We start from the raw sequence: 22158 nt of genomic DNA on the forward strand, positions 1-22158 counted from the left end.
GGCTCTTCAAGGTTCGTGGTGAAGGAGAGCGTCGCGTCGCTGGCGTAGAACGGCCCGTGGTCCTGCTGTGATGGGTGTTGTCAAGACATCCACACCTCAGAGGACCACGAGCCTGTGCACGAGAATACTGGTTCGCAGCGTGATGCTGCGAGCACGATCTTCAACTTGCCCGATTACCGCGTCACAGACGCGATCGACCTGCCCGACGGAGGCCGTCGAGTGGTGATCGAATCCATCGAGCCGCCGGGCTGTCCGTCCTGCGGGGTGCTCGCGACCAAGGTCCACTCCCGCCGGTCCCAGAAGGTGCGCGACGTCCCCGTGGCCGGGGCGGTGGAGGTGGTGTGGGCCAAGCGGCGCTGGTTCTGCCTCGAGCCGGCCTGCGCCCGGCGCACGTTCTGGGAAGCCACCGATCAGGTCCCTTACCGTGCGCGTTCGACGACCCGGCTGCGGGATCAGGTCGTCTCCGCGGTGCTCACCTCGGGCCGGGCTGCCTCCGAGGTCGCCCGGGCCCATGGCGTCTCGTGGTGGCTGGTCCAGTCCGCGCTGGCGGCGGCCGCAGTGGTCCTCCCCGCCGCCGAGGACGTGCCAGTGACGCGCCTGGGCATCGATGAGCACCGCTACCGGTCGGTGCGCTGGTTCCGCACCGATGAAGGTGCCTGGAGACGGTTCGAGCCATGGATGACGACCCTGGTCGACCTGACCACCGGACAGGTCCTCGGCGTCGTCGACGGCCGGGACTCCACCGCCGTCGGGGACTGGCTTGCCCAGCGCTCTGAGGACTGGCGGGAGCGGATCGAGATCGTCGCCATCGATCCCTCGGCCGCGTTCCGCAAAGCACTGCGGACCTACCTGCCCCGCGCTGCGGTCTCGGTCGACAAGTTCCACCTCGTCAAGCTCGGGAACGACATGGTCACCGCCGTGCGGCAACGCCTAGCCCGCACCCATCACGGTCGCCGGGGTCGGAAGGATGACCCGGCCTGGGCGCACCGGATGCTCCTGCTGCGCGGCGCTGACACCCTCACCCCGAGGGCGTGGGAGCGGTTGGAGAGGGTGTTCCGCACCGATGACCCCACCGACGAGCTCTCCGCCGCCTGGGGCATCAAGGAGCAGCTCCGTCGCCTATTGGCGACCGACACCCTGGCTCAGGCCTGGGAGGAACGGATGCGGATGGGCTACTTCGTGCAGATCGCGAATATGCCCGAGGCGACCAAGCTCTACGACACCGTCGTGACCTGGTGGGACGCGATCGAGGTCCTCATCGTCACCGGCGCGACCACCGCTCGAGTCGAGGCCGCGAACACCGGCATCAAGAACATCAAACGCATCGGCCGTGGCTTCCGCAACGCCGAGAACTACCGGATGCGTATCCTGCTGACCAGCGCCGCGAAAACCGTAGCGTGAATACCCGCCACAGCAGGGTCATTCACCACGAACCGCGAAGAGCCCGCAACCCAGCAGAAGTAGCAGGGCCGTTCCGACCGTTTCGGAGAGGAAGATCAATCCGAGGTCCATGGTGTTTCCTTTCCGCGGACGTCTGCGTCCGCGCAGGTCAAACCACGCGCTCGGGTGCGCGTGGTCACAGATGGTGGTGGTGCGAGGGGGCGGCGCCCGGGTAGAAGGTGGAAGGTCAATCGCGGTCTACCCGGGCGCGCTCGGTACGGGACTGTGCGGCGCAGCGTGACCTACGCCGCACAGCGGGGGGGCTGCTCAGAAGGTGCGGATCGGGATCTCCGCGGGAGCCTCGAGAAGTTCGCGAATCTCGTCGTCAAGCTTGACAAGCGTGATGGACGCGCCCGCCATGTCCAGCGAGGTGCAGTAGTCGCCGACATAGCTACGGGTTGGGGTAATTCCCTGGGCCGCGAGCTTCTCGTGTGCGATGCCGTACAGAAGGTACAGCTCGCTGATGGGGGTGCCACCGAGACCGTTCACCATCAGCGCGACGTCATCGCCGCTGCTGTAGGGGATGTCGCTCACGATGGGCTCCAGAAGCAGGTCGACGATCTCGTTCGCCGGGACCCACTTCTGACGTGCACGGCCGGGCTCACCGTGGATACCGATGCCGACCTCGATCTCGTCGTCGCCGATCTCGAACAGCGGCTCGCCCTTGGCGGGCGGGGTGCAGGCGGTGAGCGCCACGCCCATGGTGCGGGTGACGGCGTTGACCTTCTCGCCGATCCGGACGATCTCGTCGAGGTCCTTGCCGGCCTCAGCGGCAGCGCCGACGGCCTTGATGACGAAGAAGTTGCCGGCGACGCCGCGGCGACCGATGGTGTACAGCGAGTCCTTCACTGCGACGTCGTCGTCGATGAAGAGGGTGCGCACCTTGATGCCCTCTGCGGCAGCGAGCTCTTCTGCCATTTCGAATGCCATCTTGTCGCCAGTGTAGTTGTTCACCAGCAGCAGCACACCCTTGTCGCTCTTGACGCGGCGTGCGGCCTCGACGACGAAATCGGTGGGCGGGGCGGCGAACACGTCACCGGGGCAGGCGGCGTCCAGCATGCCCTTGCCGACAATCATCACGTGTGCGGGCTCGTGGCCGGAGCCGGAGCCCTGGATGATGGAGACCTTGTCGTTGTTGGGCGCATCGGCGCGGACGATGAGGTTGTACTTCGGGTCGTACGTGAGCGTGTCAGGGTTCGCCAGGGCCAGACCCTTCAGCATCTCCGGAACGAACGCCTTCGGGTCGTTGATGAACTTCTTCATTGTGTTCTCACTTCTTTGTGTTGGATGGGGGGTGGAGGGAGGGTAAGTCGTTACCAGGTCTCGGCGATGCGCTCGGCGAGCACTGCCATCGCGATGGCGCCCGGGTCGGGGGAGCCGATGCTGCGCTCACCGGTGTAGGATGCGCGGCCTCGATGTGCCTCGAGCTTCGCGGTCTCTTCGGCGGCGGTGCGTGCGACCTCGGCTGCGTGCTGAGCGACGGCCTTGCCGTCCAGACCCTTATCGAGGTCCGCCTCGATGGCATCGGTGAGCGGGACCAGAGCGTCGAGCAGCGTCTTGTCTCCGAGGGAGGCGCCGCCGCGCTTCATGATGCCCTCGACGGCCGAGCGAAGCATCGCGACCACATCGGCCGGGCTGATGTCGTTCTTGTCTTTCACGGAGATAGCGGCGCGAAGGAACGCCGTGCCCCAGATCGGGCCGGACGTGCCACCGATACGGCCGGACATCGTTGTCGCAACCTTCTGGATGAAGGTGCCGAGATCCGACCGGTCGTACTCGTCCCATTCGGCGATGACGTTCTCGAATCCGCGAGCGAGCGAGTATCCGAAGTCGCCGTCGCCGGCGACGGCATCCAGGTCGCTGAAGTACTTCTCGTTGTCGACGCACGTCTGTGCGATGAGCTTGATGACGCTCTCGACGCGGGCGACGCCCGCCTGGCTGAAGGTGCTGCTCATGATGATCCTCGGGTTCGGTTATCGGGTGGTGAGGGCAGTGAGGGTGTCGAGGGTGACCTGACCGGTCTCCTCGACGCCACGCGGGTTGGAAAGGAAGCGCGCTGGCGTCTGCGGCTGGTCACCCAGGCTGTCAACGACCAGTGCCGCCTCGGTGAAGTCCTCGTCGGCGGTGTAACTGGACACCGTCACGACCGTGGTGATGCCGGCCGCGGCGGCGGCCCGCAGCCCGTTCTGGCTGTCTTCGACGACCACAGCGTCCGCCGCGTCGACACCGAGGTCCCGCAGAGCGAGCAGGTAGATGTCCGGTGCCGGCTTCTTCGCCGGGACCACGTCTCCCGCGTAGACACGAAACCAGGAGGCGGACTCTGCACCGACCGCATGTTCCAGCACGGCGCGCACCGATTCTTCGGCGGACGTGGATGCGACAGCGAGCAGCCATCCTGCGTCGTGTGCAGTAGCGACGATTCGGGCGATTCCGGGCCGCCCCGGCATCTCACCAGCTCGAACCTTCGCTGTATAGCGGTCCGTCTTGAAGCGGTGCCACCGCTTGACGAGCTCGATCTGTGCAGCTTCGTCCGTGGGCAAGTTCGCCGACGCAATGAAGTCGCTGGTGAGAAGCGAGGCGAGACGCTCCTTGCCGCCGCCGATTCGTACCTTCTCGGCATAGTCCTCCTCGGACCAGTGCACGGGAAGGTTGAAATGCGCGAAGGTGTCGTTGAAGGCGGGCAGGTGACCATCACGCTCGGTGTCTGCGAGCACTCCGTCGCAGTCGAAGATCAGGGCGCGAGTCACGGCTTGGCGGCCTTCGCCTTGGCTGCCGTGCCATCGGAGCCGAACCATTCGATGTGGTCACCGATGACGCTGGTGACAGCATCACCGATGGCAGTCATCAACTTCGGCGGATCCCAATGGTTGTTGGCGCGCGCCCAATCGAGATGCTCCGCCGATGCCTGCATGTACGCGTGCTTGACGGCTGTGGAGATGTTGATCTTGGAGACGCCATTGTTGATGAAGGCGCGGAAGTCGGCCGGCTCAAGGCCGGTTCCCCCGTGAAGAACAATTCCCTTGTCGGTGAGGTGCGCGAGTTCGCGGGCGCGCTCAGGGAGAAGGGTCGGCTTGGACGTGAACAGGCCGTGGCTCGTGCCCAACTGCGGGGCGAGCAGGTCAGCACCGGTGCGCTCCGCGATGGCTGCGAGCTGGTCGACGGTATACGCGTGGTGGGCTTCGTCGCTGCCGACTCCGTCTTCGACCCCGAGGATGTTCTCGATCTCGGATTCGACGTCGACGCCCGCTGCGTGAGCCTCCTTGACGACTTCCGTCGTCTCACGCTCTGCGTCAGCAAGATCACGGTCAGAAGCATCGAAGAGAACCGATGACCACCCGGCGGCAATGACGTCAGAGAGGACAGAACGGTCCGGGCAGTGATCCAAGTGGAGCGCGACCGGCACGGATGTGTGCCGCGTGAGCGCCTGGAAAAGGCTCGTGATGAAAGCGGTCCCCGAGGTGCGAACAGTCTTTGTCGAGATCTGGACAATCAGAGGCGAGTCCTTCTCCTCGGCTGCGGCGATGACCGCGCGCATGCTGATCTCGTCGAAGACGTTCACAGCGGGAACCGCGTATCCGTGCTTCCGCGCTCCCGTCGTGAGACGATGAGTTGATACGGCCATAGTCCGATCTCACTTCCTTGTGTCAGGCTCTGCCTCAGCGAGCTCCGGCCAGAACATCTTTCGTTCCGGTCCTTGTGGTCTAGAGTACATGGCTATACAACTCTATACAAGACGGACTAGGTAAGATCATGTGGAAAGTTTTGGAGGCATAAAGATGACGGACGTGATTGAGCGCGACTCAGCGACACCGATCTATCAGCAGCTCGAGGACATCTTTCACGCGAAGATCGCCAGTGGTGAGTGGGCACCCGAGCAGCGCATCCCGTCGGAGAACGAGCTGAACCGGGAGTACAGCCTGAGCCGCATGACGATTCGTGGTGTGCTCAACAAACTGGCGGGTGATGGTCTGCTCATCCGCGTTGCCGGCAAGGGCACGTTCGTCGCCCCGCAAAAGATCAACGCGGTCTCTCCTGCATACAAAGGAATCCGTGAGCAGCTCGAAGTGCTCGGGTACGACATCGCGACGACGTTGATTTCTACGGAGCGCGTTCCCGCGCCGACGAGAGTGCGTGAGCACCTGAATCTGCCGGCGGGCGCCGAGGTCATCGCCATCATACGACTGCGAACGGTAGACGGGAAGCCTCTGAGCGTCCACCGCTCCTTCGTGCCAGCGAGCCTCGCGCCGGGACTGGATCAGCTGGATGTCGTCAACGAGCAGCTGTGCGTGGTTCTCGAAGACAAATTCAATCTGTCGATGAAGAGCGTCTCCGAAGATCTGGAAGTCATCGCCGTCGAAGGAATCGACGCCAAGCTGCTGGAGCTGCGCAAGGGCGACCCGGCACTGCTGTTGACGGATGTCATCACGAACCCGGCAGGGACGGCCTTTGAGTACTCGACCATCGTCTTCCGCGGCGATACGGTGCGGCTGAAGTTCGATTACAAGCGTGAGTGAACCCGCCGTGGTGGATGACTCGGGGTCCACCACAGCGGGTCCGCCTAGCGGACGAGCAGCCGAATGCGCTCGTCCAGTCCCGCGGCGTCAAGCGCGTATCGAGCAAGCAGTCCTGGGTACGTACCGGTGACGATGTGCTCATGCGGCAACCCGATGGCGTGCACGGGAATTCCCGAGGATGCCAGAGCCTCGCCAACGGCCGCGGAGAGACCGCCGCGGGTGTAGTGCTCCTCGACGGTGATGACGCGTCCGGTGCGATGAGCGGACGCGCGGATAAGCGCCGCGTCAACAGGTTCGACAGTTGGCATCCCGATGAGGTCCACATCGATGCCGTCGTCCGCGAGCCGTTGCACCGCGACCACGACCTCCGGGGTGATGGTCCCCGTCGTGACGACCGTTGCGCGAGACCCTTCCCGAATCATCCGCCCTTCCCCGATGGTGAACGGTGCCTGCGGGAACAGATCGGGGATCGATGGGCCCCCGATGCGCATGTACACGGGCCCGTCGTGCTCAATCATCGCCTTCGCTGCCTCCCGGATCTCTCCGGGGTCCTGGGGTGAGAGGACGACGACACCGGGAAGCATGCGGATGATTGCATAGTCTTCGAGGGAGTAGTGTGTGGGCCCGAGGTCGGAGTAAGTGATCCCTCCGTTGCGACCGACGATCTTGACGTTCTGACCCATGTACGCGATGTCGTTACGGAATGCTTCGTAGTTCCGGTTGGTGACAAACGCTGCGATGGCTGCGAACACGGGGATTTTCCCGGTTGATGCGAGACCTGCCGCGACGCCCGTTGTTCCGTGTTCCTGAATGCCGAACTCGTAGTAGCGGTCGGGGTAGCGCTCGCGAAATGAGCCGAATCCCGACGACAGCCCGCTGTCGGCGGAGAGGACGACGACACGGTCATCGCTAGCAGCGAGGTCGGTCACTGCTTGCCCGAAGGTCTTTCGCGGATCGATAAGAGTATGCGTCTCAGCAGCCATGGTCGTTCCATTCGCGCAGGTTGTCGATGCGGGCGTGCACTTCACGTTCGGCTCGGTCGAGTTCCTCGACCGTCGGCTTCCAGTAGTGCGAGGCAAGGGTCCCTTCCAGGAAGCTGATGCCCTTCGCCTTCGTCGTGCGAGCAACGACGACAGTAGGCCGGCCCTTTTCGCCGTCCGCGGTGCTGACGGCGTCGAGGACGGCATCGATATCGTTCCCGTCGATGGTGACGGTGTTCCACCCGAACGCTGCGAACTTGTCGGCAATCGGCTCCATGTTCATGATCTCAGCGGTCGGCCCGGAGATCTGCAGATCGTTGACATCGACGAAAGCGACGAGGTTGTCGAGTCGGTGGTGGCCCGCAATAGACGCGCCTTCCCAGTTCGCCCCTTCGGGGAGCTCACCATCCCCAAGGACGGTGAAAACCCGTCCTCCGTTGGTCGCTGCGCGAAGGCCAAGTGCCATCCCTGCGGCAATCGATAGCCCGTGACCCAGGGCGCCCGTGTTCGCTTCAATCCCCGGAAGCTTGTGAAGGTCAGGGTGACCGCCGAGTTTGCTGCCGACGGAGCCGTACGTGTCGTACAGCGTCTCCTCGAAGTAGCCGCGCCGGCCGAGGACGGCGTACTGCGCCATTGCTTTGTGGCCCGCGGACAGCAGGAACCGGTCGCGGTTCGGGTCCTTCGGGGCTTGCGGGTTGACGCGCATGGTCGCGAAGTACAGCGCGGTCACGATGTCGATGCACGAGAGTGCTCCTCCAAGGTGGCCAGAACCGCCTGCCCGCACCATCCGCAGGACGTTGAGGCGTGCGAGTTCCGCCTCGATCTGCAGCGGGACGGTATTCATACGCGAGTGCTCTCGGTTTCGTAGTCGTACAGAGCGGCGAGCTTCGGAGCGCTCCGCTCGTTCTCCACGTACGACACCGAAAGGTATTCGCGAACGAGTCGCTTGACCGACTCGACGCCGGTGACCTGAGCTCCGAATGCGACCATGTTGGCGTCGTTGCTCAGCTGAGCACGCTCGGCTTGGTACGCGTCCGTGAGCAGTGCGCAGTACGCCCCGGGAACCTTATTCGCAGAGATGGAGACGCCGATGCCGGTGCCGCACATCACGACACCACGCTCGACCTCCTTCGCCGCGACGCTTTCCGCCACCGCGATGGCTGTCTTCGAGTACAGGGGGTCGTCGGAGCCGAAATCACGAACCTCGTGGCCGAGCTCGCGAAGGTAATCAGCGACGGCATCCTTGAGGGTGGTTGCATTCGGGTCGCAGCCAATACCGATCAACATGCGGGGACTCCTATCTATACCTGTATAGCCTTGTCTAGCTGAGGATAGACCGAATCGGCGTAGGATGGAAGACCGGACTGTATAGTCCACCCATTGACCTGGGAGACAGCATGGCCAGAGATGCCCACCCCACCCCTCTTGACAGCGCGGACGTCATCCTCTCCGACCTCGACGGAGTCGTGTACCGCGGCGCAGCACCCATACGGCACGCCGTCACCGCTTTGAACGCGGCTCGAGAGACGAAGACGGTGGGGTTCCTGACGAACAACGCCTCTCGGCTGGCAGCGGACGTCGCGGAACAGCTGACGACAATGGGACTGGACGTCGACGCAGATGATGTCGTCACCTCACCGCAGGCGACACTGCTGCTCCTCTCAAGGGTTGTCGAGCCCGGAACTTCTCTGCTGGTCGTCGGTGGTCCGGGGCTGACGACGGTGCTCCAAGGGGCGGGGTACCGACTTGTCCGCACGGCGGATGAGCATCCCGACGCAGTCGTGCAAGGTTTCTCACCACACGTGAGCTGGAATGACCTCGCCGAAGCTGCTTACGCTCTCGCCTCCGGGATTCCGTGGGTCGCGACGAACCTCGACACCGCACTTCCACTCGAGCGCGGACTGGCACCTGGCAACGGAGCACTCGTTGCTGCCGTCCGCGCGGTCATCAATCGCGAACCTCTCGCTGCCGGAAAGCCGGAGACGGCGCTCTTCGACGCCGCCCGCGAGCGATTCCCCGGCTCCGGATGGCTGTTCATTGGGGACAGGATCGACACAGACATCAGAGGCGCACGTCGCTCCGAGATGAGTAGCGCTCTCGTCCTCACCGGCATCAGCCGGCCTCAGGATGTTTTCGCCGCACCCTCCGATGCGCGACCTGACTTCATTTTGCGCGACCTGCGTGGTCTCGCGTTGCCGTATCCCTCGACCCGACTCGCGCGCAATGACCAGTTCCTCACATCGACCGTCGCCAACGCCGTCGTGGCTGCCGAAGGCCGTCGGGTGCGCCTCGTGGCCCCAGGAAACGAGCCGATGAATATCATCCGAGCCACAGCTGCTCTCGTCTGGGAACATGCCGCAGCATACGACAATCTCAAACTCGACACTGAGCTTCACGACGCCATCGCCATGGCCCTCGAATAAGGGCGTCAGCGCCTTGCTCGTCAGCAGATGCCGTCTTCATGCTCCGCAGAGATCCTCTCCCCTAGGATGAGACGACCCGCAGACGCGCGACGAGGAGGGGACGGGCACCATGGCTGACCAGATGCAGACAGCAAGGCACCTCGGCCACCCCTTCGGCGTGAATGCGGATGTCATGAACGTCGCGCTGCGCAACGCCGGCATCCTCGAAGGCGAACCCGGCAACTGGCGACCAACGGCTGCCGCCGCCGACTGGGTGAAAGAGCGCGAACTCACGAACGGCCGGCACCCCGACCCCCGCCAGAACCCGTACTTCACCCAGCGCAAGTTCGACCCGGAGATCATCGACGCGTTCGGCATCACCGCCGAAGACGTCGCCGTGGCCAAGCTCGAGGTCGCCGCGAAGCGCGCAGCCCAAGCCGCCCAGCTCAAAGCCGACCGGGCACAGGCTGACGCGGAGTACCTCGCATCACTAAACCCGCCGACGCCCGACACGGATGCCGCCGACTCACGCTTCGACCTGAAGACGACGCTCGTCATCGCAGGGACCGTCGTCGTGGTCGCCGGCACCGCATATCTGGCTCTTCCCAGATGAGGGTGTAGGTCGGCCGGGAGCGTCGGTCCGCAGATAGACGTCGAGGTCTCCCGACGACGGAGGTTCCTACGCCATCCATCCGAAAGACCTCGACGTGACCGACGCTACCCCGCCGGCCGGCTTCGGCCGCCCTGACCCGACCGCCTTCGCGTCTCATCCCAATCGACCCTGATCGAGTCTGCTGACCCCCTCGACGAGAACGCAGCGACATCACAGCCACCCAACCCCGACCGTCCGGGAAGCCGGGGCACGTCGCATGGCCTGTGCTGCGGCCGTAAGGGTTCCAAGCGCAGGGACGACGACCACGTCGAACTCTCCGGACTCCGACAGCGGGTGGTCCACCGACAGGGTCATCGATGCCGTCGTGGTCACTCGCCGTTTCGGTCCGAGGATGGCGAGTTCGATCGGGTCGATCCGCGGGTCGACATCGCCGCGGGCTCCGTCGGCCACCCGCACGATGTCGATGATCGACGCGATAGCCGAACCGAAGCAGCCGTCGATCGCGATCAGTCCGATACGCATGACGTAAACAATAGCAATACTGCCGTATACGCCACTCCCCACCGGCCCTCGCTCGTCATACGCTGAACTCGTCCCACGAAGAACCCCGACGTCAAGGAGAGTCCCTCATGTCCACACCCGCATCACTCCCGTATGCCTTCGTCGCCAAGATCGTCGCGGCCGATGGACAGCACGACGCGGTCGCCGATCTGCTCGCCGGCGCTGTCGCACTCGCCAACGAAGAAGTAGGAACGATTGTCTGGTTCGCGGTCAGGACCCACGCCGACACCTTCTGGATCTTCGATGCATTCCCCGACGAGGCCGCTCGCGACGCCCACGCCAACGGCGCCATCGTCGCAGCCCTGATGGCCAACCAGCACCTCCTCAGCGCAGCACCCGAGATCCTGGCGGCCGACGTCCTCGCGTCCAAGCTCCCGTAGTCCGCCAACGCACGAGACGATCGCGCCCCGCCGAGCCGTCGCCAGGTCGCGACGCAACGCCACGCTGCGTTGCCGAGCGGCGCGAGGCCTGTCGGCACACGGACAGGATGCCGGCCGCGAGCGCTCAGCCGGCGAGGGTCCGTCGCAGAGGAGAGCGACGTCGGTGTTGGGCAGAGCCGTGAGGCCAGCGCATCGCGCGACCACCAGAACCGAACAGCCCCTGCCCTGCGTTTCCGCAGGTCAGGGGCTGTTCGCCGGAGCCGCCTGTCGGAATCGAACCGACGACCTAATCACGTCGGCTTTGCGTCTATCGCTTGATGCGCCCACTGGGCGAACGAACCGCTGACCTGCGCAAACGCCGAGCGTGGAGGACGCCGCCATCCGGTGGTGACCGACGACGACCGACCAGTACCGACCGTTTCACCGGAGCTTGCGGCGGCGTCGAAGCCGAGCAAGCTCCATTCTTTTAGCTCACCGCGCCCTCCTCCTCGCCGGTCCCGTCGTCGGCGAAGACGTTTCAGGGGTCTTCTCAGATGACGGTGTAGGTCGGCCGGGCGCGTCGGTCCGCAGATAGACGTCGAGGTCTCCCGACGACGGAGGTTCCTACGCCATCCATCCGAAAGACCTCGACGTGTCCGACGCTACCCCGCCGGCCGGCTTCGGCCGCCCTGACCTGACCGCCTTCGCTCGACTCGACGGCCTCGGTCTGAGCGTGACCGGGCAACGACTTGAACCGGATCGTGCGGTCCTCGCGTGCCGCGTGGTGGAACCAGATCAGTGGTGCCGACGGTGCGGCAGCGAAGGCGCTGCTCGTGACACCGTGATCCGGCGGTTGGCCCACGAGCCGCTGGGCTGGCGACCGACCGTGCTGGAAGTTGTAGTGCGCCGCTACCGCTGTGCCGACTGCGGACACGTGTGGCGCCAAGACACCAGCGCCGCGGCGGAGCCACGCGCGAAGCTCTCGCGCACCGGGCTGCGGTGGGCGCTGGAAGGGATCGTGGTCGCACACCTCACCGTCGCCCGTGTCGCCGAGGGACTCGGGGTCGCGTGGGACACCGCCAACAACGCGGTCCTGGCCGAAGGCAAGCGGCTGCTGATCAACGACCCCACGCGGTTCGAGTGCGTGAAGGTCATTGGCGTCGATGAGCACGTCTGGCGCCACACCAGGCGTGGCGACAAGTACGTCTGTGAGTCTCAGAGCGGCTGGTCCGGGACCGGCTGGCGAGAATGGCTCCGGCTCTCCATCGGACGTGACTCGAAGTACGTGTGGCCCCTTGAACCCGGGTGCCCTCACTGTGATCTGTCCGCCTGATGGGGTGGCCGGCGCCGTTCTCGGCCCACCTCGGTGACCTGATCAGAAGGCTGTCCGATTCTGCGTCACGCGGGATCGTGACTCATCACAGACCTGCCCCGTGGTGGCTCCTCTCCGGACCGGCGCCGGCCCATGCGGCCGGACCGTTAAACCTGGATAGGAAGGACCCGTACCGCCGTGACCATCGTCGCGCATGCATACCAGTTCGTCATCGGCGTGGACACTCACGCTCGCAACCACGCTCTATCGATCCTCACTTCGCCAACCGGCGCCGTCATCGACGAGGGACAATTTCCGACTACCGAAGCCGGGACGAACCGCGCGATTGCCTGGGTCGGGCGCCGCACCGGCGGCGACCTGGCGACGTTGTGGGTCATCGAGTGCGCCGGTTCCTACGGAGCGAAATTGCTTACCGCCACCACCGCAGCGGGGTATCAGGCCGTCGAGGCCGCTCGGATGGACGCTCGCGCCAACCGCGGCGTGGGCAAGTCCGACGCTCTGGACGCTCGCCGGATCGCGGCGGCCGTGCTCCCCCTCGAACTTGACCGACTGCGTCAGCCACGCAAGGACGAGGGCCTGCGGGCAGCACTTCGGGTGCTGGCCAGCTCACGCGACCAAATGACCACCGACCGCACCGCGGCCATCAACGCGCTGACTGCTCTGCTCCGGAGCTTCGCACTCGGCCTCGACGCTCGTCGGGCGCTGACCGGCGCGCAGGTCGCCGAAGTGGCGAAGTGGCGCCGTCGCGCCGAGGACATCGCGCTTACTACGGCCAGGGCGGAGGCGGTCCGCTTGGCCAAACGCATCATCGACTTGGACCAGGAGATCGCGGAGAACACCACGACTACCAGGCACCTGATCGAGCAGAGCCCGGCGAAGGAACTGTTGGCCAAGGTCGGCGTCGGGCCTGTCACGGCCGCCGTGGTGATGGCCGCATGGTCACACGAGGGACGGCTGCGCGATGAGGCCGCCTTCGCATCGCTGGCCGGAGTCAACCCGATCCCCGCGTCCTCAGGCAATACCGTGCGCCATCGCCTGAACCGCGGCGGCGATCGACGCTTGAACCAGGCCTTGCACATGGCTGTCATCACGCGCATGACCCATCACCCCGAAACGCGCACCTACGTCGAACGGCGTCGCGCCGAGGGCCGAACAACCCGCGAGATCCGCAGGATCCTCAAGCGCTACCTCGCCCGTCAACTCTTCCGCCTCCTCAACGCATCAGCCAACGCTGGAACCGAGACTCAGCTCGTGCTTGGAGCACCTTGACAAGACATAGAAGGATCACCGTGATCATCGACCTCACCCCGGTCCGCGATGGCGCCGGCCCAGCAAGGCTGCTGGACATGGTCGAGGGCCGGTCGAAGGCGGCGTTCAAGACCTGGCTCGCCGACCGCGACGACGCCTTCCGTGACGCGGTCGAGGTGGTCGCGATGGACGGCTTCACCGGGTTCAAGACCGCCGCTGCAGAGGAGGTCCCGGACGCGGTCACGGTGATGGATCCCTTCCACGTCGTGCGCCTGGCCGGTGACGCCCTCGACAGGTGCCGGCGCCGGGTCCAACTCGCGATCCACGGGCACCGTGGGTTCAGGGACGACCCGCTCTACAAGTCGCGGCGCACGCTGCACACCGGCGCGGACCTGCTCACCGACAAGCAGAGCGACAGGCTACGCGCGCTGTTCGTTGATGACGCTCACGTCGAGGTCGAGGCGACCTGGGGTGTCTACCAGCGCATGATCGCCGCCTATCGCCACGAGGACCGGCAACGTGGCCGTGAGCTCATGGAGAAGCTGATCACCGACCTCAGCGCCGGCGTCCCCAAGGTGCTCACCGAGCTCACCACCCTGGGCCGGACCCTGAAGAAGCGAGCCGCTGACGTGCTCGCCTACTTCGAACGACCCGGCACCAGCAACGGGCCGACCGAGGCGCTCAACGGACGGCTCGAACACCTGCGCGGCTCCGCACTCGGGTTCCGCAACCTGACCAACTACATCGCCCGAAGCCTGCTCGAGACCGGCGGCTTCAGACCCCAACTCCTACACCCCCGATTGGGATGAGCCCCTTTAGGTCCCGTGCCACTTCGCCCCACGGCTCGCGCGAGCACCCGCCCCCACCCCGAGGGAACTGCGAAGATGTGGTCATGAGTCAGAAGCCTCTCGTACTGCCCGACATCCGCTCTCGAGCAGGGGCGTTCGTCGCGCAGTGGCGGGACGCGGAAGGGTACGAGCGCGGGGAAGCACAGTCTTTCGTGCGGGACCTGCTCCGGGTCTTCGGCATCACCCGCTCGGGCGCGGCGCTCTACGAGAAGCGCGCCCAGCGCGCCTCCACCGGCGGTCAGGGCTACATCGACGCACTGATCTCCGGCACCGCCCTGGTCGAAATGAAGTCCACGGGCGCAGACCTCGCCAAGGCTGAAGCTCAGGCGCTGGACTACATGGAGTCTCTGACCGAAAACGAGCGGCCCGACTTCGTCATCACCAGCGACTTCAAGCACTTCCGGCTGCTCGACCTCGCCGCGGACTCCCCCGAGACCGAGCTGCTGGAGTTCCCCCTCGAGGAGCTGCCCGCGCACGTTGAGGATCTGATGTTCCTCGCCGGCTACCGGCGTGCGAAGTTCGGCTCCGTCGAGCAGGAGACCGCGTCAATCAAGGCCGCCCAGCTGATGGCCAAGCTGTACGAGCACCTCGAGGCCACTGGGTACGACGAGCACCAGGCCTCGATCTTCCTGATCCGGACCCTGTTCTGCCTGTACGCCGACGACTCGGGCCTCTGGGATCGCGACCTGTTCTCCCGGTACATCGAAGAGCGCACCAGCGAAGACGGCTCCGACCTCGGCGCGCAGCTGACCACGCTATACCAGGCCCTGAACAAGCCCGAGGACAAGCGGTACGGGCGCGACGATGACCTCCTCCAGGCGTTCCCCTACGTCAACGGCTCCGTGTTCGGCGAGGCCGTGGAGATCCCCTACTTCGACCGGGCCTCCCGCGAGCTGCTGCTGCAGGCCGCGTACTTCAACTGGTCCAGCATCTCCCCCGCGATCTTCGGCTCCATGTTCCAGGCCGTGAAGTCCAAGAAAGCCCGCCGCGAGCTCGGCGAGCACTACACGACCGAGACCAACATCCTTAAGCTCATCAAGCCGCTGTTCCTCGACGAGCTCGAGGACCAGTTCACCAAAGCGCACGCCAAGAAACGCGAGCTCGAGAGGCTACTCGAGCATCTCGGATCGCTGATGTTGCTCGACCCCGCCTGCGGGTGCGGGAACTTCCTGATCATCGCCTACCGCGAGCTGCGCGCCCTTGAGCTCCGCATTCACGAGCGCCTCCAGCAGCTCGACCCATCCAGGACTCAGCTGTCCTTAGACGCGGAGTCGCGCGTCCATGTCCGGCTGTCACAGTTCTACGGGTTCGAACTCGAGGAGTGGCCGGCCACCATCGCCCGCACCGCGATGTTCCTCGTCGAGCACCAGGCCAACCAGGCCGTGAACCTCACCCTCGGCTACTCCGTGCCGATGCTCCCCTTGCAGGACTCGGCACGGATCACCGTCACCAACGCTCTACAGGCGGACTGGGCACAGATCATCCCGGCGACGACATCTCTGACCATCATGGGCAACCCCCCATTCCTCGGGGACCACACTCGCGGGGCCAACCAGCTCGCCGACCTCCGCAGCGCCTGGGGCGGCAACAAGGTACTTTCCCGCCTCGACTACGTCACCGGCTGGCACGCCAAGGCCCTCGCCTTGTTCAGCAGCCCGAGATACCGCGGCCAGTGGGCCTTCGTCACCACCAGCTCCATCACTCAAGGCGACCAACCTGCGCGCCTCTTCGCACCGATCTTCGACGCCGGATGGAGGATCAAGTTCGCGCACCAGACCTTCGCCTGGTCCAGTGAGGCACCCGGGGCCGCAGCGGTCCACTGCGTGATCATCGGCTTCACCCAGAGCCCGAAGACGAGGAGCCGGCTGTTCACCTACCCGGACCTCAAGGGCTCACCCGAAGAGGTGCCCGTACACGTCGGCGTCAACGCCTATCTGCTCGACGGCCGGAACATCCTCGTGGAGAAACGCGGCACGCCCCTGTCCCCGACGATGCCGACCGTCGTGAAGGGGTCGATGGCCACTGATGACGGGAACTTCGTAATCACTCCCGACCAGCAGGCTGAGGCCATGGCGGACCCGATCGCTGCAAAGTACATGCGGCCCTACGTGGGCTCCCGGGAACTAATCAACGGGCAGAAGCGCTGGTGCCTGTGGCTCGTGGATCTCGAACCGGAAGACTTGCGCCACTCCGCGGTCCTGCGTGACCGCGTCGACGCTGTCCGCGCCTTCCGCTCCGCATCCAAAGCGGCCAGCACCCGCGAGTACCCGCACCACCACCTCTTCAGACAGTTCGGCATCGTCGAAGACGTCCCGATCGTCGCCATCCCGGAGGTTAGCTCGGAGAGTCGACGCTACCTACCTGTGGCGCACCTCGAGCCCGGAACCATCATCTCCAACAAGGTCTACGGCGCCATCGATACGTCAGGGCTCATCTTCGCGATCGCCTCGTCCTCTGCATTCATTACGTGGATGAAAGCGGTAGGAGGCAGGCTCGAGTCGAGGATCAGCTTCTCCAGCACGATCACCTGGAACAACTTCCCCCTCCCCGCCCTCACGGACGATCAGGCCTCCCCGATCATCGCCGCCGGCCACGAGGTGCTCGCCGCTCGCACTCAACGTCCAGAGCGATCCCTGGCCCAGCACTACAGCTCACTTGCGATGGATCCATCCCTCGTTGCAGCGCACGACGCTCTCGACCGTCTCGTCGACCGGGCCTTGGGCGCCAAGAAGAAGGTGACCTCGAACGAGGAGCGGGCGCGGATCCTCTTCGAGAGGTACGCCGACATGACGGCCAAATAAGCACAGGCGACCCCTGGGTCACTTCAACTGTCGGACCTCTCCCCGAAGGTGGAGCTGTCCCGTCCTCGTCTCCAGGAGGCAGCATGAACGACAGCCACACTCACGCCCAGCTCCACCAGTCCGGCAGGGGCGAGCTGCTACTGAAGCTCGCGGAGATGACCGCCGGGGTCCCCGGCAGTTACGCAGCGCATCAGAGACTCGCGGAATCTTCTGACATGACGGAGCGCGACGTGCTCTATCAGCTCGGCAAGCTGAGCGACGCAGACCTAGCGGTCTCGAGCGGCCGCATGTCGGGCGGCTGGCGGCTGACCCCAGAGGGCGCACGCATCGCCACAGGGCTCCGGACATCCCTCGAAGAGGGACAGCTTCGGCTCGAGCACACCATGCGCACCATCCTCGAAAACCTCAAGGCCGCTGACGGCGAAGCAGCTCGCGACGACTGGATGAGCTGGGACCTTCACGAGGACGGACGCACACCCGTCGCACCCGAAGAGCGCGAGCAGGCACTTGATCTCCTCGAAGAAACGAAGCACACCAAGTCGCTTAACACGCTGCAGGCGTCACACCTGCGGGTAGAGATCACCTCTCGTGGCAGAACCGCCCTCATGCGCCCGGACGCCCTGCTTACAAGCGGCCTGTTCGATCGCGGGCAGACGATGAGCTTCGAGCAGCGCGTCGGCATCCAGGCCCAGACCTTTAACAATGAGGGCGGGGCCATTCAGACCGGCGACCACAGCATCCAGAACATCACGATTACCAATGCTCAGATCGAGCGCATCAGCGAGGGCATCGCAGCCACCCGCGAAGTCCTCGCCCGGGAGGACCTCGACGAGCTCGTGCGCAGCGAGGTCTCCGCAGTGGTCGATGAGCTCGAAGCTGCAGCTGACCAGCAGGCCGAGACGGGAGTTCTGCACGCGCTCATTACGAAAGCGACCATGGCCGCCGCTGGCGCCGCGGGTAGCGCAGCCGGAGGAGCGGTCATCCAGAGCTTGGCCGCCATCGGAGCAGCCATCGTCTGACAACATCAACCCGAACTACCCCTACAACGGCGACTCGGGCTGCTCGAGGTATCGGTACAGCGTGGATCGGCTGATGCCGTGCTCACGCGCGATTTGAACTTTGGGTGTCCCGGCGAGGGCGGCGTTGCGGACGGAGCGGATCTGGTCGCTCTCGAGGGTGCGGGGCCGGCCTTTGTAGACGCCGCGCTTCTTCGCGGCGGCGATACCCTCGGCCTGGCGCTGCCGGATGAGCTCGCGCTCGAACTGCGCGAACGCGCCCATCATGTTCAGCTGGAACGCAGCCATCGGATCCGCGCCGCCCGGGGCGAAGGTGAGCCGCTCCTTGAGGAACTCGACGCTCGCACCTTTACGTGGTTGCTGCTCGGTGTGCTCGGCGGGATCGCCCGTGATCTGCTGGACGATGTCGTTGAGGTCGATGACCGAGCGTGCGAGACGATCCATCGCCGCGACAACAACGTGGTCGCCGCGGCGGACGTGCCGGATGAGCGCCTGCAGCTCCGGGCGATCTTTCGCGCTCTTGCCGGACTGCTTCTCGGTGAAGGTCTCGTCGCACTCCCCCACCGCTTCGAGCTGCCGCGCGAGGTTCTGGCCGGCCGATGACACCCGCAGGTACGCGACGCGCTGCCCCGGAGCGCGATGTGTTTCATTCATGTCTATAACCCTAGCCGCGACATGTGCCAAAAGCCGGTATTGGACACGGTGGAACAGGGGCGATGATTCGCGGGTGGCTGTCGCGTTTGGGTATACCCCAATGGAGCGCCGGTGCTGTGCCGCAAACGATGGGACTCACGAGCAACATCTCGTCCGCCCCGCATGGACTACGGTCGCGCGTTCCGCCTTGCCACGAGCGATCGTCCCTGATGCCCGTCCACCGCGCCCAGCGAGGAAGGTGCAGAGCCAGGTCCCAGACCTTCCCTTCACAGGGTGCGGTGGACGCTGTTCAACGGATGGCGGCGCGGATGGCGGCTGCCGCGGCGGCAACGTCGGGAGCGCTGTAGATGGCGCTGCCCGCGACGGCCACGTCTGCTCCTGCCCGCTGGACGGCCTCGACGGAGTCCGCGCTGACGCCGCCGGCGACGGAGAACGGGACCTCGGCGGCCGCGCCGGCGGCGAGCAGGGCGTCGAGGCTGTAGCCGTCCTCCGCCTGCTCGTCGAGGCCGGCGTGCATCTCCACGAACACGGCGCCGAGGGCGACGACCTCTCGGGCCCGTGCGGCCTTGTCGGACACACCGATCAGATCCACGACGACGCCCTTGCCGTGCTTGGTCGCCGCGGCGACCGCGCCGGCGATCGTGCTGTCACCGGCGACTCCGAGCACGGTGACCAGATCCGCGCCGGCCGCGAAGGCGATGTCAGCTTCCAACTCGCCGGCATCCATGGTCTTGAGATCGGCGAAGACGGTCTTGTCGGGGTGGGCGGCCTTAACCGCCGTGATCGCCGCGAGGCCCTCGCTCTTGATCAGAGGGGTGCCGAGCTCGAGGATGTCGACGTAGGGGGCGGCCTTCGCGGCGAGGTCGAGGGCGGACTCGGTGGTCAGGGTGTCCATGGCGAACTGCAGTCGCATATCAGGGTGTCTCTTTCTCGTGGTGGTGTCGATGATGGAACGGGGAAGAAAGGTCATTCGAGGTTGGCATGACGGGGCCAGAGCGCATCCGCACTCTGACCGCTCTTCTGCCACAGGACGTCGAAGAGAGCGTCGCCGACGAGGACGAGGAGCTGCTCGAAGAGGCTGCCGGCGTACTGGGCCGACTGCTGCTCGGACCGGTCTGTCTTCGTCGCCGCACGGATGACCAGGACGGCGTGGGACAGCTGAGCAAGCGGTGACTCGGGGTCGGTCGTGATCCCGATGACGCGGGCGCCGACGGATCGCGCCGTCTCAGCCGCGCTCACCACTCCCGAGGTCGTGCCGGAACCGCTGGCGGTCAGGAGCAGGTCGCCCTCTCCGATCGCCGGGGTCGTCGTCTCACCGACGACGTGGACCTCCAGCCCGAGGTGCATGAGGCGCATGGCCGTCATCCGCAGCGCGAGCCCGGAGCGTCCGGCGCCGTGGACGAAGACCCGCCGGGCGTTCGCTGTCAGTTCGACGGCGGCCGCGAGCGCGGGCGCGTCGGGCAGGGAAGCTGTCCCCTCGATCTCGTGGATGATCCGCGTCAGCGAATCCTGGATGCTTCGTTCTTCCATGTCGACCATCTTTGGCCGGTCCGCGGCGGTGTACTGCTGCCCGATGAGCGGGGCGTCCCGTTCGATCGGGTGGGCCTCCCAGGTCGGGCTAGAGTGGCGGAGTGAGCGACCTCCCGACCCCGCTGGAACGTGCCCGCTCCCTGTCGCGGGACCGTGGCCTGACCGAGCAGGCTGATCAACATGCGATCACCCTCGAATCGATCCTTGCCGTGCTCCGCTCCGGCCGACTCGCGGATGCGGCCGCGCGCAGGGAGGCCACGGAGATCGCCTCCTCCGCACTCATCCGTGCTCGTTCGGTCCATGAGCAGCAGGAGAGCGTGCTCGAGCCGGTAGCCGAGGCATTCTCGCGCCTGCGCACCGAACTGCGTCCTCTGATCCGCTCCGGGCCGCTGCAGGTCCAGTTCGCAGAGCCTCCTGCGCGAGGACGGGCGCTGCCGGGCCCGGTCGCTCGGGAAGCCCGCGCCATCTCCCGCACAGCAGTGCTCTCGCTCATGGACCGCGCGGACGCTGCACGCGCCCGGATCGGCTGGGACTGCGATGGCCGCAACCTGCTGATGGAGGTCCGTGACGACGGGGGAATCGCGGTAACGGCGCACGACGACACACTGCGTCCGATCGTGGAGCGAGTCGCGGGGCTCGACGGAACCATGGACGTGGAGACGACCCCGGGCTGGGGGACGACGCTGCGGATCGAGATCCCACTGGACCCGCCCAGCGCAGCGCTCACCGTGGAGGGCGCCGAGGAGCTCACCGACCGCGAGAAGCAGGTGCTGCGTCTGGTCGTGACCGGTATCTCGAACCAGCGTATCGGTGACCAGCTCGGGATCACGGCGAACACTGTGAAGTACCACGTGGCCAACTTGCTACGGAAGTACGGCGCCCGCACCCGCGCCGAGCTAGCGTCCATCACCCACTGACGGGAGGGCCTGCCGCACCGATAGGTGAGGTCAGACTGACACCTATCGACGCAGCAGTCCCAACCCACAAAGTAGCGGCAGAGAACCTGGGCCGATTCAGAATGACAGGTCCTCCGTTCAAACTCACTACGACCCTCAGTGGCACCAACCGCATGAGACCGCCTCAGAAGGTGAGTGCTCCCGGCCCAACACCTCGGGGCAAGTCAGGTAATCCTCGGGTGTCCACAGCGGTTCATGCGCACAGGGTGCTGGTCTACCGTCGATAACGGTCGAGGGCATGCCGGCACCTCCCCCCTCCAATACCGGCATGTCCTCGGCCCTACACGCTTCGTGAGGTAGTAGGTAACGGCGCTCCCGTTGTCGCCACCTCAGAAGACCAGGACGAGCCGCCCGCGCACCCCTCCTGCTTCCAGGCGCCGGTGAGCCTGGGGAGCCTGGTCCATCGGGAGCTCCTGGGCTACGCGCAGGCTCAGCAGGCCTTCTTCGGCCTGGCGGCCAAGGGTGTGTAACTTCTCCGAGGCACGGGCGTAGTCGACCACCACGATCGGCTGGAACACGATGCCCCGCTCGCCTGGTTGGTCGTATCCGCGCAGGGTGATCACCGTTCCACGGTCCTTGATCGCGGCCGCGATCTCGTTCCCCTGTACGGCACCGTCGATCAGCGCATCCACCCCGGCGGGGTAGTGCTCGCGCACCGCTTGTGCGAAGCCCTCGCCGCGGAGCCCTCCTGCATCTGCCGGCCGAAAAGGGTGATTCGCCATTGCAGGGGAGGCCATTTAAGGTTCGAGGAGTTTTCCGCTCTCCGGGCGCGACTTATGCGATGACGAAGCTGACCGACCTCCGCCGAGCTGTAGCGGCACGCGCTTCGGCTCGGGGAGGTCGATCCTTGGCGGATTCAAACGGGGCGAGGTTGAATGGTTCCGCGACCCGTCGACCTACTTC

Annotated in this window: 20 protein-coding genes and 3 pseudogenes; 11 read left to right on the forward strand and 12 right to left on the reverse strand. The window is 65.5% G+C overall.

What is annotated here, in order from left to right:
- The first annotated feature begins 114 nt into the window (after positions 1-114).
- Complete coding sequence (locus V1260_RS15515) at positions 115-1401, forward strand: ISL3 family transposase (protein ID WP_329746494.1); 1287 nt, start codon at positions 115-117, stop codon at positions 1399-1401.
- A gap of 306 nt (positions 1402-1707) precedes the next feature.
- Here the strand turns inward: V1260_RS15515 and dhaK are convergent, their stop codons facing one another.
- The 4 genes from dhaK to V1260_RS15535 are packed head-to-tail and all read right to left on the reverse strand — an operon-like array spanning position 1708 to position 5062.
- The gene (gene dhaK / locus V1260_RS15520; protein WP_042540855.1) at positions 1708-2703 is read right to left on the reverse strand and encodes a dihydroxyacetone kinase subunit DhaK; all 996 of its coding nucleotides are present in this window, start codon (positions 2701-2703) and stop codon (positions 1708-1710) included.
- 50 nt (positions 2704-2753) lie between these two features.
- On the reverse strand, positions 2754-3395 hold the full coding sequence (dhaL, locus tag V1260_RS15525) for a dihydroxyacetone kinase subunit DhaL (protein ID WP_329747719.1): 642 nt from the start codon (positions 3393-3395) through the stop codon (positions 2754-2756).
- An 18-nt stretch (positions 3396-3413) separates the two neighbouring features.
- Entirely contained in the window at positions 3414-4187 is a 774-nt protein-coding gene (locus tag V1260_RS15530) for an HAD-IA family hydrolase (RefSeq protein WP_329747720.1), read from the reverse strand.
- Complete coding sequence (locus tag V1260_RS15535) at positions 4184-5062, reverse strand: class II fructose-bisphosphate aldolase (RefSeq protein ID WP_329747721.1); 879 nt, start codon at positions 5060-5062, stop codon at positions 4184-4186. The genes V1260_RS15530 and V1260_RS15535 overlap by 4 nt, the downstream gene beginning before the upstream one ends.
- Before the next feature lie 154 nt (positions 5063-5216).
- Between V1260_RS15535 and V1260_RS15540 the strand changes: the two genes are divergently transcribed.
- Positions 5217-5954, forward strand: coding sequence for a GntR family transcriptional regulator (locus tag V1260_RS15540; protein ID WP_329747722.1), 738 nt, complete (start codon positions 5217-5219; stop codon positions 5952-5954).
- 44 nt (positions 5955-5998) lie between these two features.
- Here V1260_RS15540 and V1260_RS15545 read toward each other — a convergent pair whose 3' ends face one another.
- From V1260_RS15545 to V1260_RS15555, 3 genes are read right to left on the reverse strand one after another with little or no spacing between them, the layout of a single operon-like run.
- On the reverse strand, positions 5999-6937 hold the full coding sequence (locus tag V1260_RS15545) for a transketolase family protein (RefSeq protein WP_329747723.1): 939 nt from the start codon (positions 6935-6937) through the stop codon (positions 5999-6001).
- Positions 6927-7778, reverse strand: a complete 852-nt coding sequence (locus V1260_RS15550; protein WP_329747724.1) for a transketolase — start codon at positions 7776-7778, stop codon at positions 6927-6929. Before V1260_RS15550 ends, V1260_RS15545 begins: the two co-directional genes overlap by 11 nt.
- Positions 7775-8221, reverse strand: coding sequence for an RpiB/LacA/LacB family sugar-phosphate isomerase (locus tag V1260_RS15555; protein WP_329747725.1), 447 nt, complete (start codon positions 8219-8221; stop codon positions 7775-7777). Before V1260_RS15555 ends, V1260_RS15550 begins: the two co-directional genes overlap by 4 nt.
- A 110-nt stretch (positions 8222-8331) precedes the next feature.
- Here V1260_RS15555 and V1260_RS15560 point away from each other — a divergent pair, with 110 nt between their 5' ends.
- Together V1260_RS15560 and V1260_RS15565 are read left to right on the forward strand one after the other, a co-directional pair.
- The gene (locus V1260_RS15560; RefSeq protein ID WP_329747726.1) at positions 8332-9357 is read left to right on the forward strand and encodes an HAD-IIA family hydrolase; all 1026 of its coding nucleotides are present in this window, start codon (positions 8332-8334) and stop codon (positions 9355-9357) included.
- A gap of 109 nt (positions 9358-9466) precedes the next feature.
- Positions 9467-9949: a hypothetical protein gene (locus V1260_RS15565; protein WP_329747727.1), complete on the forward strand. Its 483-nt coding sequence runs from the start codon at positions 9467-9469 to the stop codon at positions 9947-9949.
- 264 nt (positions 9950-10213) lie between these two features.
- Here the strand turns inward: V1260_RS15565 and V1260_RS15570 are convergent.
- Positions 10214-10471: pseudogene (locus V1260_RS15570) on the reverse strand (AraC family transcriptional regulator); the annotation flags it as partial.
- A 107-nt stretch (positions 10472-10578) separates the two neighbouring features.
- Here V1260_RS15570 and V1260_RS15575 point away from each other — a divergent pair.
- From V1260_RS15575 to V1260_RS15600, 6 genes and pseudogenes are all read left to right on the forward strand, one after another.
- On the forward strand, positions 10579-10890 hold the full coding sequence (locus V1260_RS15575; RefSeq protein WP_014909223.1) for a putative quinol monooxygenase: 312 nt from the start codon (positions 10579-10581) through the stop codon (positions 10888-10890).
- Positions 10891-11521: 631 nt separating this feature from the next.
- Positions 11522-12076 (forward strand): annotated as a pseudogene (locus V1260_RS15580) (ISL3-like element ISPfr2 family transposase); the annotation flags it as partial.
- 303 nt (positions 12077-12379) lie between these two features.
- On the forward strand, positions 12380-13471 hold the full coding sequence (locus V1260_RS15585) for an IS110 family transposase (protein WP_442878169.1): 1092 nt from the start codon (positions 12380-12382) through the stop codon (positions 13469-13471).
- 2 nt (positions 13472-13473) lie between these two features.
- Positions 13474-14259: pseudogene (locus V1260_RS15590) on the forward strand (ISL3 family transposase); the annotation flags it as partial.
- 83 nt (positions 14260-14342) lie between these two features.
- Positions 14343-17099 (forward strand): DNA methyltransferase, encoded by a 2757-nt coding sequence (locus tag V1260_RS15595; RefSeq protein ID WP_329747729.1) that lies wholly within the window; start codon positions 14343-14345, stop codon positions 17097-17099.
- An 83-nt stretch (positions 17100-17182) separates the two neighbouring features.
- On the forward strand, positions 17183-18118 hold the full coding sequence (locus tag V1260_RS15600; protein ID WP_329747730.1) for a hypothetical protein: 936 nt from the start codon (positions 17183-17185) through the stop codon (positions 18116-18118).
- A 21-nt stretch (positions 18119-18139) separates the two neighbouring features.
- On the opposite strand, the gene V1260_RS15605 is transcribed toward V1260_RS15600, so the two are convergent.
- The 3 genes from V1260_RS15605 to hxlB all read right to left on the reverse strand — a co-directional run bounded on the left by V1260_RS15605 (position 18140) and on the right by hxlB (position 20308).
- Positions 18140-18769: a recombinase family protein gene (locus V1260_RS15605; RefSeq protein WP_329747731.1), complete on the reverse strand. Its 630-nt coding sequence runs from the start codon at positions 18767-18769 to the stop codon at positions 18140-18142.
- A 289-nt stretch (positions 18770-19058) separates the two neighbouring features.
- Positions 19059-19682, reverse strand: coding sequence for a 3-hexulose-6-phosphate synthase (gene hxlA, locus V1260_RS15610; protein ID WP_329747732.1), 624 nt, complete (start codon positions 19680-19682; stop codon positions 19059-19061).
- A 53-nt stretch (positions 19683-19735) separates the two neighbouring features.
- Entirely contained in the window at positions 19736-20308 is a 573-nt protein-coding gene (gene hxlB, locus V1260_RS15615; protein ID WP_329747733.1) for a 6-phospho-3-hexuloisomerase, read from the reverse strand.
- A gap of 92 nt (positions 20309-20400) precedes the next feature.
- Here hxlB and V1260_RS15620 point away from each other — a divergent pair, with 92 nt between their 5' ends.
- Positions 20401-21216 carry a LuxR C-terminal-related transcriptional regulator gene (locus tag V1260_RS15620; RefSeq protein ID WP_329747734.1) on the forward strand — a complete coding sequence of 272 codons (816 nt, stop codon included), beginning with the start codon at positions 20401-20403 and terminating at the stop codon, positions 21214-21216.
- 368 nt (positions 21217-21584) lie between these two features.
- Here V1260_RS15620 and V1260_RS15625 read toward each other — a convergent pair whose 3' ends face one another.
- Entirely contained in the window at positions 21585-21992 is a 408-nt protein-coding gene (locus tag V1260_RS15625) for a zinc-binding dehydrogenase (protein ID WP_329747735.1), read from the reverse strand.
- Positions 21993-22158: the final 166 nt, after the last annotated feature.

Origin of the sequence: Brachybacterium sp. J144 (genome assembly GCF_036321705.1) — a bacterium.
Classification (GTDB): domain Bacteria; phylum Actinomycetota; class Actinomycetes; order Actinomycetales; family Dermabacteraceae; genus Brachybacterium.

What these genes read in the sequence shown, in the direction of transcription:
- dhaK (WP_042540855.1), bottom strand. Translation starts at nt 2,703, where the DNA reads ATGAAGAAGTTCATCAACGACCCGAAGGCGTTCGTTCCGGAGATGCTG.
- dhaL (WP_329747719.1), bottom strand. Translation starts at nt 3,395, where the DNA reads ATGAGCAGCACCTTCAGCCAGGCGGGCGTCGCCCGCGTCGAGAGCGTC.
- V1260_RS15535 (WP_329747721.1), bottom strand. Translation starts at nt 5,062, where the DNA reads ATGGCCGTATCAACTCATCGTCTCACGACGGGAGCGCGGAAGCACGGA.
- V1260_RS15540 (WP_329747722.1), top strand. Translation starts at nt 5,217, where the DNA reads ATGACGGACGTGATTGAGCGCGACTCAGCGACACCGATCTATCAGCAG.
- V1260_RS15545 (WP_329747723.1), bottom strand. Translation starts at nt 6,937, where the DNA reads ATGGCTGCTGAGACGCATACTCTTATCGATCCGCGAAAGACCTTCGGG.
- V1260_RS15550 (WP_329747724.1), bottom strand. Translation starts at nt 7,778, where the DNA reads ATGAATACCGTCCCGCTGCAGATCGAGGCGGAACTCGCACGCCTCAAC.
- V1260_RS15555 (WP_329747725.1), bottom strand. Translation starts at nt 8,221, where the DNA reads ATGTTGATCGGTATTGGCTGCGACCCGAATGCAACCACCCTCAAGGAT.
- V1260_RS15560 (WP_329747726.1), top strand. Translation starts at nt 8,332, where the DNA reads ATGGCCAGAGATGCCCACCCCACCCCTCTTGACAGCGCGGACGTCATC.
- V1260_RS15565 (WP_329747727.1), top strand. Translation starts at nt 9,467, where the DNA reads ATGGCTGACCAGATGCAGACAGCAAGGCACCTCGGCCACCCCTTCGGC.
- V1260_RS15575 (WP_014909223.1), top strand. Translation starts at nt 10,579, where the DNA reads ATGTCCACACCCGCATCACTCCCGTATGCCTTCGTCGCCAAGATCGTC.
- V1260_RS15595 (WP_329747729.1), top strand. Translation starts at nt 14,343, where the DNA reads ATGAGTCAGAAGCCTCTCGTACTGCCCGACATCCGCTCTCGAGCAGGG.
- V1260_RS15600 (WP_329747730.1), top strand. Translation starts at nt 17,183, where the DNA reads ATGAACGACAGCCACACTCACGCCCAGCTCCACCAGTCCGGCAGGGGC.
- V1260_RS15605 (WP_329747731.1), bottom strand. Translation starts at nt 18,769, where the DNA reads ATGAATGAAACACATCGCGCTCCGGGGCAGCGCGTCGCGTACCTGCGG.
- hxlA (WP_329747732.1), bottom strand. Translation starts at nt 19,682, where the DNA reads ATGCGACTGCAGTTCGCCATGGACACCCTGACCACCGAGTCCGCCCTC.
- hxlB (WP_329747733.1), bottom strand. Translation starts at nt 20,308, where the DNA reads ATGGTCGACATGGAAGAACGAAGCATCCAGGATTCGCTGACGCGGATC.
- V1260_RS15625 (WP_329747735.1), bottom strand. Translation starts at nt 21,992, where the DNA reads ATGGCCTCCCCTGCAATGGCGAATCACCCTTTTCGGCCGGCAGATGCA.